At 69.9% G+C, this 11,537-nt stretch carries 1 protein-coding gene; it reads left to right on the top strand.

The window, feature by feature from the left end:
* Nucleotides 1-39 precede the first annotated feature (39 nt).
* Nucleotides 40-11,502, top strand: a complete 11,463-nt coding sequence (locus tag ACIQD6_RS09490; RefSeq protein ID WP_401880164.1) for an SDR family NAD(P)-dependent oxidoreductase — start codon at nucleotides 40-42, stop codon at nucleotides 11,500-11,502.
* Nucleotides 11,503-11,537: the final 35 nt, after the last annotated feature.

The raw sequence follows: 11,537 nt of genomic DNA, 5'->3' as shown, positions 1-11,537 counted from the left end.
GCAGGTGTTCGTTCCACTCGGATTGGTGTTGTAGCTGCGATGACAAATGACGAAAAGCTCCTCGGATACCTCCGGCGGCTCACGGTGGATCTGCACGAGACACGCGAGCGTCTCCGCCAGGCCGAGGCGGGCGAACACGAACCCGTCGCGATCATCGGGATCGGCTGCCGATTCCCCGAGAACGTGCGGACCCCCGATGACTTCTGGCGGATGCTCGCCGCGGGCGAAGACGGCCTCGTCGCGTTCCCGGAGAACCGCGGTTGGGATACCGAGCCCGATCAGGCCGGCCCCGGCTACGCCCGTGTCGGCGGATTCGTTGCCGACGCGACCGAGTTCGATGCGGGATTCTTCGGCATTTCACCGCGTGAGGCGGTGGCGATGGATCCGCAGCAGCGGCTGGCGCTGGAGACCGCGTGGGAAGCTCTGGAACAGGCCGGGATCGCGCCGGACTCGTTGCGGGGCAGCGCGACCGGGGTGTATCTCGGCACCAATGGCCAGGACTACGCCGGGATAGCCGCCGATGGGCGGACCAGAGGCGAGGGGCACCTGCTGACCGGCAACGCGGTGAGCGTCATGTCCGGCCGCGTGTCCTACACACTGGGCTTGGAAGGCCCCGCGGTGACCGTGGACACGGCGTGTTCGGCTTCACTGGTGGCGATGCACCTGGCCGCGCAGGCGCTGCGTTCCGGTGAGTGCTCGATGGCGCTTGCTGGTGGCGTCACGGTGCTTTCCACCCCTGGAGTGTTCGCCGAGTTCTCGCGGCAGGGCGGTTTGGCCGCTGATGGCCGGTGCAAGCCCTTTGCCGACGCCGCGGATGGCACCGGCTGGGGTGAGGGTGCCGGTGTGCTGGTGCTGGAGCGGTTGTCGGACGCTCGCCGCCAGGGGCATCAGGTGCTGGCCGTGTTGCGTGGCAGTGCGGTGAATCAGGATGGTGCGTCGAACGGGTTGACGGCGCCGAACGGACCGGCTCAGCAGCGGGTGATTCGAGCGGCGCTGACAAATGCCCGGTTGTCCCCGGCTGAAATCGACGTGGTCGAAGCCCACGGCACCGGGACCCGGCTGGGTGACCCGATCGAGGCGGAAGCGCTGCTGGCGACCTATGGCCAGGAACGTACGGCGGATCGGCCGCTGCGACTGGGTTCGGTGAAATCGAACATCGGTCACACCCAGGCTGCCGCCGGTGTCGCTGGGATCATCAAGATGGTGCTGGCGATGCGGCACGGTGTCCTGCCGCGGACGTTGCATGTGGACGCGCCTTCGTCGCATGTGGACTGGTCCGCGGGCGCGGTGGAGCTGCTGACCGAGGCCGTGCCGTGGGAGACCGACGGCCGCCCGCGCCGGGCGGGTGTGTCGTCGTTCGGTATCTCCGGCACGAACGCCCATGTGATCCTTGAGGAAGCCGAACCAGAAGTGGTGGTGGCGACCGAGCCGGTTGAGGTTCCGGGCGGTGTGGTGCCGTGGCTGTTGTCGGCCAAGTCGCCGCAGGCGCTGCGCGAGCAAGCGGCGCGGCTGGCCCGCTGGGCGACTGAACAGCCGGAAATCAACCCCGGGCCGGCCGGCCGTGCGCTGGCCACGAGCCGGTCGGTGTTCGAGCATCGGGCGGTGGTTCTGGGCCGTGACCCGCAGACCCTGCTGGAGGGTGTGCGCGCGCTGGCCGAGGAGCGCCCGGATGCGGGTGTGGTGACTGGTTCGCCGGGGTCCGGGCGGCTGGCGATGGTGTTCTCCGGCCAGGGCAGTCAACGGCTCGGTATGGGGGCGGAGCTGTGTGCGTCGTTCCCGGTGTTCGCCGAAGCGTTCGATCAGGTGTGTACGGAGCTGGACCGGCATCTGCCGCGTCCGATCCGTGACGTGATCGACAACGACTCGGATCTCCTCGACGAGACGGTGTACACCCAGGCCGGTCTGTTCGCGGTGCAGGTGGCGCTGTACCGGCTGACGACTTCGTGGGGTGTGTCGCCGGAGTGGGTGGCCGGACATTCGATCGGTGAACTCACCGCCGCGCATGTGGCGGGTGTGTGGGACCTGGCCGATGCGGCAGCGGTGGTGACCGCTCGGGGCCGGCTGATGCAGGAATTGCCCGCCGGTGGGGCGATGGCGGCGTTGTCGGCGAGCGAGGCCGAGGCGCTGGACCTGGTTGCCGGGCATGCCATGGTGGGCCTCGCGGCGGTGAACGGTCCGGAGTCGACGGTGATCTCCGGTGACGCGAACACCGTGGAGGAGCTGGCGCAGCGTTGGCGTGACAGCGGTGGAAAGGCCCGGCGCCTGCGCGTCAGCCACGCCTTCCATTCCCCGTTGATGGAGCCGATGCTGGCGCGGTTCGAGCAGGCGCTGAAGCAGGTTACGTGGCGTGAGCCGGAGATCCCGGTGGTGTCGGGCACCGCTGGTGCCGAGGTGACCGATCCCGCGTACTGGGTGCGGCATGTCCGTGACACCGTGCGCTATCACGACTCCGTCCTCGCGCTGCGGGATCAGGGAGCGGATCTGTTCCTGGAGGCGGGTCCGGCCGGGACGTTGAGTGCGATGGCCACCGCGGACAGTGGTGTGTGGCTGCCGACGCTGCGGGCCGAACGCGACGAAGCGGAAACCCTGTTGACCGCGGTGGCCGGGGTGCACGCTCACGGTGCCACTGTGGACTGGACCGCGCTGCTGGGCGCACAGAGCGCCGGCCCGGTGCCGTTGCCGACGTACGCGTTCCAGCGTGAACGGTTCTGGCCCGCGGTGACCCGACGTGCGGGCGACGTGCGGGCGCTGGGCCTCGGCGAGCCCGGTCACGGGTTGCTGGGCGCGGAGGTGGCCCTGGCCGGGGGCGATGCCTTGGTGCTGACCGGGCGCCTGTCACTGGCGCTGTACCCCTGGCTGGCCGACCACGCGGTGCTGGGCTCGGTGCTGCTGCCGGGGACGGCGTTCGTGGATCTGTCCGTGCACGCCGGTGACCGCGTCGGGTGTCCGGTGCTGGAGGAACTGACGCTGCAGGCTCCGCTGCTGCTGCCGGAGCAAGGAGGCGTGCAGGTTCAGGTTCGGGTCGCCGAGCCCGATGAACGCGGTCGCCGGGTGGTCGGGATCTTCTCCCGTATCGACGATGAGGACGACTGGACCCAGCACGCCGATGGTGTGCTGAGCAGGCAGGACGCTCCCGCCCCGGTGTGGACCGGGGCCTGGCCCCCGCCCGACGCGCGGCAGGTGCCCGTGGACGGTGAGTACGCGCGCCTGGCCGAGGAGGGCTACGGCTACGGGCCGGTGTTCCAGGGTGTGAGGGCGATCTGGCAATCAGGCACCGAGGCCTTCGCGGAAGTCGCGCTGCCCGAGGACACTGAGGTCGACGGGTTCGGTGTGCACCCGGCGCTGCTGGACGCGGCCCTGCACCCGATCGGCTTGACCGCACTGGTCCAGCCCGGCGAGGGCGAGGTCAGGATGCCCTTCGCCTGGAGTGGCGCGCGCTTGCACGCCACGGGCGCGACGACGCTGCGAGTGCGGTTGTCCGGGCGTGAGGACGGCGGGGTCGCCGTCGCGGTGTTCGATCCGACCGGGCAGCCGGTGTTCAGTGCCGACTCGTTGATGCTGCGACCGGTGACCACCGATCCGGCACCCGGCACCCGGGACACGGCTCGGTCGTTGTTCGGAGTGGACTGGCTGCCGCTGGCCGAATCGGCGGCCACAGAGGTGGAGTGGGCCTGGCACGGCGAGGCCGCAGGCGAGCTGCCCGCGGTCGTGGCGGCCCGAGTCGAAACCGGCGCCGGCCTGGAGGCGGTGCACGAGGTGACGGCCACCGTGCTGGGCTGGTTGCAGGAGTGGCTGGCCGACCCGGCAACCGAGGATTCCCCGTTGGTGCTGCTCACCCAGGGCGCCACCGACGGAAGCGACGTGGCCGCCGCCGCGGTGAGCGGTCTGGTGCGTTCGGCGCAGTCGGAACACCCCGGCCGCTTCATCCTCCTCGACACCGAGTCCGACATCCAGCTGGACAGCGTTCTGCCCGCGGTGGTCGGCAGTGGCGAGCCCGAACTCGCCATGCGCGCCGGTGTGTTGCACGCGCGGCGTCTGGTACGGGCCACCGGCCGGCCGGCCGAGCCGGCGGGGCTGGACTCGCGGGGCACGGTGGTGATCACCGGTGGTACCGGTGGCTTGGGCGCGTTGCTGGCCCGGCATCTGGTGACCGCTTACGACGTCGGGCATCTGCTGTTGCTGTCGCGGCGGGGTATGGATGCTCCCGGGGCGGCTGAGCTGGCCGCCGAGTTGGGCGCGCGGGTGTCGATTCAGGCGTGTGATGTGTCTGATCGGGCCGCACTGGCCGCGGTGCTGGACACCGTACCCGCCGAACATCCGGTAACCGGTGTGGTGCATGCCGCCGGTGTGCTGGATGACGCGACGGTGGAGTCGCTGAACCCGGAGCGGCTGGCCGTGGTGCTACGGGCGAAGGTCGATGCGGCGTGGCATCTGCACGAACTGACCCGGGATCAGGACCTGGGGTCGTTCGTGATGTATTCCTCGGCGGCGGCCACGCTCGGTTCCGCGGGGCAGGGCAGTTACGCGGCGGCGAACGCCGCTCTCGACGCTCTGATGCGGCAGCGGAGCCAGGCGGGCTTGGCCGGGCAGTCATTGGCATGGGGGCTGTGGGAGCAGAGCTCGGGAATGACCGGGGCCCTGGACGAGGCAGATCTGTCCCGGCTGAGCCGAGCCGGGGTTCAGGCCCTGTCCAACGCGCAGGGGCTGGAACTGTTCGACGCCGCGGTGGGCCTGGACCGGCCGCTGGTGGTGGCGGCCCGCCTGGACCTGGCCGGCATGCGCGCCGCCGGGACCGCCGGACCGCTGCTGCGGGCGCTGACCGGAGGCCCGGGGCGGCGTGCCGCGGCCACCGCTTCGGCCGGCGAAGGCGAGCTGGCCATTCGCCTTGCGGCGCTACCGGTGGAGGAGCGCCAAGCGGTGGTGCTGGAGCTGGTGCGTGCTCAAGCGGCCACTGTGCTGGGGCACACCACAGCCGGAGGCGTTGACGCTGATGCGGCATTCCGCGATCTGGGCTTCGATTCGCTGACCGCTGTCGAACTGCGCAACCGGCTTACCACCGTTACCGATCTGCGCCTCCCGGCGACACTGGTTTTCGATTATCCGAATCCGCGGCTGCTGGCCGAATTCGTACTGTCCGGAATGCTGGACGAGCAGCCAGAGGCGGCTCTCGCGGTCAGGGGAGTGGCCACCGCCACGGTGGACGAACCGATCGCGATTGTCGGGATGGGATGTCGTTTCCCGGGTGGGGTGGATTCGCCCGAGGCTTTGTGGCAGATGCTGGCCGCCGGTGGTGAGGGAGTGGCGGAGTTTCCGCCCGACCGGGGCTGGGACGTGGAGGGGCTGTATGACCCCGAACGTCTTCGTCCTGGTACGAGTTACACCAAGCACGGTGGTTTCTTGCTGGGTGCGGCGGAGTTCGACGCGGGGTTCTTCGGTATTTCGCCGCGTGAGGCGGTGGGGATGGATCCGCAGCAGCGGATCGTTCTGGAGACGGCGTGGGAGGCGTTGGAGCGGGCGGGGATCGTGCCGGATTCCCTCCGTGGCTCGGACACCGGTGTGTACGTCGGCCTGATGTACCACGACTACATGGCTCAGACGGCTTCGAATCCGGCCGACAGCGACGGATTCAGCGGCACCGGAAATTCGGGGAGCGTGGCGTCGGGCCGGATCGCCTACACCATGGGCCTGGAGGGTCCCGCGGTCACGGTGGACACGGCGTGTTCCTCCTCGCTGGTTACGGTGCATCTGGCGGCTCAGGCTCTGCGGTCGGGTGAGTGTTCGATGGCGCTCGCCGGTGGTGTCACGGTGATGGCCACCCCGGGGGTGTTCACGGAGTTCTCCCGTCAAGGCGGACTGGCCGCTGACGGGCGGTGCAAACCATTCGCCGACGCGGCAGACGGAACCAGCTGGGGCGAGGGTGCCGGTGTGCTGGTCTTGGAGCGGTTGTCGGACGCTCGCCGCCAGGGGCATCAGGTGCTGGCCGTGTTGCGTGGCAGCGCGGTGAATCAGGATGGTGCGTCGAATGGTCTGACGGCGCCGAACGGTCCTTCTCAACAGCGGGTGATCCGGGCGGCCCTGGCCAACGCTCGGCTGTCCCCGGCTGAGGTCGATGTGGTCGAGGCGCACGGCACGGGGACGAAGCTCGGTGATCCGATCGAGGCGCAGGCGCTGCTGGCTACCTACGGCCAGGACCGGCGGGAGGACCGGCCGCTGTGGCTGGGTTCGGTGAAGTCCAACCTCGGACACACTCAGGCCGCTGCGGGTGTGGCGGGGATCATCAAGATGATTCTGTCGATGCAGCACGGCGTTCTGCCGCGCACGTTGCACGTGGACGCGCCTTCGTCGCATGTGGACTGGTCGGCCGGTGCGATGGAGTTGTTGACCGAGGCGGTGCCGTGGCAGGCCAATGGTCATCCCCGGCGAGCGGGTGTGTCGTCGTTCGGCATCTCTGGCACGAACGCCCATCTGATCCTTGAAGAGCCCGAACAGGTACCGGCCGTGGAGCCGGAAGAAGCTGCCGGTGGGGCGGTGCCGTGGTTGCTGTCGGCCAAGTCGTCGCAGGCGCTTCAGGAGCAGGCCACCCGGCTTGGCCGGTGGGTCACTGACCGGCCGGGGATCGATCCGGTGCTGGTGGGCCGGGCGTTGGCCACGAGTCGGTCGGTGTTCGAGCATCGTGCGGTGGTGGTGGCCGAGGATCTGGCCGGGTTCGCGTCCGGGCTGCAGGATGTGGAGACCTCCACGGCGGTAGTCCGCGGTACGGCGGCGTCGGCTGGGCTGGGTCCGGTGTTCGTGTTCCCGGGGCAGGGCGCGCAGTGGGTCGGTATGGGTGTGGAGTTGTGGGACACCGAGCCGGTGTTCGCACAGTCGATGGAGCGGTGCGCGGCGGCGTTGGAGCCGTTCGTGGACTGGTCGTTGCGTGACGCGCTTGCTGACGCTGAGTTGTTGGCGCGGGTTGATGTGGTGCAGCCGGTGTCGTGGGCGGTGATGGTGTCCCTGGCTGAGCTGTGGAGCTCGGCCGGTGTGGTCCCGTCCATGGTGGTGGGTCATTCGCAGGGTGAGATTGCCGCGGCGACGGTGTCTGGTGGTCTGTCGTTGGAGGACGGCGCGCGGGTGGTCGCCTTGCGCAGTCAGGCGATTGTGGCTTTGGCGGGTTCCGGCGGAATGGTGTCGGTTCGGGCCACGCTGGCCCAGGTCGAGGAGTGGATCGCCCCATGGGCCGACGCTCTCTCTGTAGCGGCGGTCAACGGCCCGGCGCAGGTGGTGGTTTCGGGTGCCGCGGAGGCGTGCGACGAGTTCGTGGCCCGGCATGCCGATGACGGTGTACGGCGGATCCCGGTGGACTACGCGTCACATTCGGCTCAAGTGGAGGCCATCGAGGCACGGCTGGCTGACGATCTGGCCGGCCTCACGCCGGTGAGCGGGCGGATACCGCTGCATTCCACCGTGGACGCGAAAATCGTCGATACCGCGGGACTCGACGGTGGTTATTGGTATCGGAATCTGCGTGAGCAGGTCCGTTTCGCCGAGGTGATCGAGTCGCTGGTGGCAGCCGGGCACCGCACCTTCGTCGAGGTGAGTACGCATCCGGTGCTGGCGATGGCCGTGGAGCAGACCGGAGAGGCGCTCACCGTCACCGGTACGTTGCGTCGTGACGACGGAGGCCTTGGCCGGTGGCTGCGGTCACTGGCGAGCCTTCACGTAGCCGGCGTGAAGATCGACTGGACCACGCAGCTCGGCACCCAGACCGGTACCACTCCGGTGTCGCTGCCGACGTACGCGTTCCAGCGGGAGCGGTACTGGCCCTCGGGGGCCGGGGCGAAGTCAGGTGATGTGCGGGCGCTCGGGCAGGGTGAGTCGGGCCACCCGTTGCTCGGTGCGATGGTGGCGCTGGCCGGTGGGGACGAGGTGGTCCTGACCGGACGGTTGTCGCTGTCCGCGTACCCGTGGCTGGCTGATCACGCCGTTCTCGGCTCCGTGCTGTTGCCGGGCACGGCCATAGTGGATCTGGCCGTGTACGCCGGTGATCGCGTCGGGTCTCCGGTGCTGGAGGAACTGACCCTGCAGGCTCCGTTGGTGCTCCCCGAGCAGGGCGGCGTACAGGTTCAGGTGCGGGTCGCCGAGCTGGACGATCACGGGCAACGAGGCGTCGGGGTCTTCTCCCGCGCTGACGATGAGGATGACTGGGTTCAGCACGCCGACGGTGTGCTGAGCGCGCAGGCCGGCCACGTGCCGGTGTGGGCGGGAGTCTGGCCGCCGGAGGGCGCGCGGCCGGTGCCGGTGGACGGAGTGTACGAGCGCATGGCCGAGGACGGTTATGGCTATGGGCCGGTGTTCCAGGGTGTCCGCGCGGTGTGGCAGATGGATTCCGATGTCTTCGCCGATGTGGCTCTGCCCGAGCAGACTGAGGTGGACGGCTTCGGGATACATCCGGCGTTGCTGGACGCGGCATTGCATCCCCTCGGACTGACGGCCTCGGACCAGGCCGGTGAAGGCGTGACCCTGCCGTTCGCGTGGAGTGGCGTGCACCTGCACGCCACCGGCGCGGCGGCACTGCGGGTGCGCTTGTCCCATCGGGAGGACGGTGGGGTCGCGGTCGCGGTGTTCGATCCGGCCGGGCAGCCGGTGTTGAGCGCGGACTCGCTGATGCTGCGTCCGATCACCACCGATTCGGCTTCGTCCGCGGCGGGGGAGACGGCGCGGTCCTTGTTCGGAGTGGACTGGCAACCGCTGTCCGATCAGGAGAGCACCACCACGGTGGACTGGACCTGGCACGGCCGGGCCGAGGGCAAGCTGCCCGCGGTCGTGGTGGCCCAGGTTCCTGGCGGGATCGACGAGGGCCCGGATCCGGTGCACGCGGTGACGGCCACGGTGCTGGGCTGGTTGCAGGAGTGGCTGGCCGACCCGGCCACCGAGGATTCCCAACTGCTGCTGCTCACCCGGGGCGCGACCGATGGCAGCGATCTGGCCGCCGCCGCGGTGACCGGCCTGGTACGTTCCGCGCAGTCGGAGAATCCCGGCCGTTTCATCCTTCTCGACGCCGACCTCGACACCGATCTCGAAGCGGACACCAGCCTCGATGGTGTGCTGCCCGCGGTGGTGGGTAGCGGCGAGCCGGAACTCGCGATAGATGCCGGCGTGTTGCACGCGCGGCGTCTGGTGCGGGCGACCGGGCAGCTGGTGGTGCCCGGTCCGGAGCGGCTGGGCTGGCGGCTGGACGTGTCCGAGCGGGGCAGCCTCGACGATCTGGCGGTGCTGGACAGCCCGCCCGCGGTGGCGCCGCTGGCGCCCGGTCAGATCCGGGTCGGTGTGCGCGCGGCCGGGCTGAACTTCCGGGACGTGATGGTCGGTCTGGGCCTGTACCCGGATCCGGGCGCCGTGATGGGCGGCGAGGCGGCCGGCGTGGTGGTCGAAGTCGCTGATGATGTGGCCGGACTAGCAGTCGGTGACCGGGTGTTCGGCGTATTCGCCGGTGCGCTGGGTCCGCTGGCGGTGACCGATCACCGCCTGGTGGCGAAGGTGCCCGAGGAGTGGTCCTCCACGCGGGCGGCGTCGGTGCCGATCGTGTTCCTGACGGCGTTCTACGCGTTGCGGGACTTGGCCGAGGTGCAGCGTGGTCAGCGGATTCTGATCCACGCCGCGGCCGGTGGCGTGGGCATGGCGGCGGTTCAGCTGGCCCGGGTCTGGGGCATGGACGTCTACGGCACCGCCAGTACCGGCAAATGGCCGGTACTGCGTGAACAAGGCTTCGACGAAACGCACCTGGCGTCCTCGCGGGACCTGGACTTCCGGGACGAATTCCTGGCCGCCACCCAGGGGCAGGGCGTTGACGTGGTCCTGAACTCCCTGGCCGGTGAGTTCGTGGACGCTTCTCTCGACCTGCTCGCCAAGGGCGGGCGGTTCGTGGAGATGGGCAAGACCGATGTGCGCGACGTGGCGGAGATCGCCGCCGCGCACGGAGGCACAGTGTATCGGGCCTTCGATCTGATGGAGGCCGGTCCGGAGCGGATCGGCCAGATGCTGGCCGAGATCGTGGACCTGTTCGGCTCCGGGGACCTGGAGCCGCTGCCGGTGACCGTGTTCGAGACGGCCGCGGCCGTGGACGGCCTACGTCATCTGCAGACCGGGCGGAACGTGGGCAAGGTCGTGCTGCGCCTGCCGGCGAGCCCGGGCCCGCGGGGCACGGTGGTGATCACCGGTGGAACCGGCGGCCTGGGCGCGATGCTGGCCCGCCACCTGGTCACCGACCACGGAGTGGAACACCTGCTGCTGCTGTCCCGGCGAGGTACGGAAGCCCCAGGAGCGGACGAACTGACTGCGGAACTCAACGAGTTGGGCGCGCGGGTGTCGATCCAGGCCTGCGATGTGACTGATCGGGCAGCTCTGGCCGAGGTGCTGGACGCGGTGCCCGCGGCGTATCCGGTGGCGGGTGTCGTGCACTCCGCCGGTGTTCTCGACGACGCGACCATCGAATCGCTGACCCCGGAGCGGCTGGCCGTGGTGCTGCGGGCGAAGGTCGACGCGGCATGGCATCTGCACGAACTGACCCGAGACAAGGACCTGGGGCTGTTCGTCGTGTATTCCTCCGCGGCGGCCACGCTCGGCTCCGCCGGTCAGGGAAGCTATGCGGCGGCCAATGCCGCGCTGGACGCGCTGGCGCAGTTCCGGCGTTCGGCCGGGCTGACCGGGCAGTCGCTGGCGTGGGGACTGTGGGAGCAGAGCTCGGGAATGACCGGGGCGCTGGACGAGATGGATCTCGCCAGGCTGGCCCGGACCGGTGTTCGGGCGCTGTCTGATGAGCAAGGGCTGGCGTTGTTCGACGCGGCGACGCGTCTGGAACGGCCACTGGTGGTGGCGGCCCGGCTGGATGTGGCCGGTATGCGGGCGGCGGGAAGCGCCGGCCCGCTGCTGCGCGGCCTGGTCGGAGGCTCGGCACGCCGGGCCGCCGCCACGGCCCCGGCCGGTGGCGGCGAGCTGACCGCCCGGCTGGCCGGGTTGCCGGTGGACGAGCGTCAGACGCTGGTACTGGAGCTGGTGCGCGCCCAGGCGGCGACCGTCCTCGGGCACGCCACAGCCGACGCTGTCGATGCGGACGCGGCTTTCCGTGAGCTGGGCTTCGACTCGCTGACCGCGGTGGAACTGCGCAACCGGCTCACCGCGGTAACCGGGCTGCGACTACCGGCCACCCTGGTTTTCGACTACCCCAGTCCCACCGAGCTCGCCGGCCAGCTGCGGACCCGGTTGACGCCGGAGGAAAAGAGCCTCGCGGAGTCCCTGCTCGCCGATGTGGACCGGATCGAACGGGCCATCCCCGCGCTGGCCGAGGGAGACGGCGACGGTTCGGAGCGGCTGGTGGGCCGGCTGCGAGAACTCGTCCGCAGGATCGAGGCCCGGCCTGCCGGGAACGGGGCGGCATCGACGGTCGATGCCGCCGAAGCCTCCGACGACGAACTGTTCGACGTCCTCGACAAGATCGCGATCTCCGAGGGAAGGCACACGTCATGAGTAACGAAGAGCGGCTGCGGACGTACCTGCGGCAA

Origin of the sequence: Streptomyces sp. NPDC088400 (genome assembly GCF_044753355.1) — a bacterium.
Taxonomy (GTDB): domain Bacteria; phylum Actinomycetota; class Actinomycetes; order Streptomycetales; family Streptomycetaceae; genus Streptomyces.
This window is presented reverse-complemented; position numbering and strand designations above follow the sequence as displayed.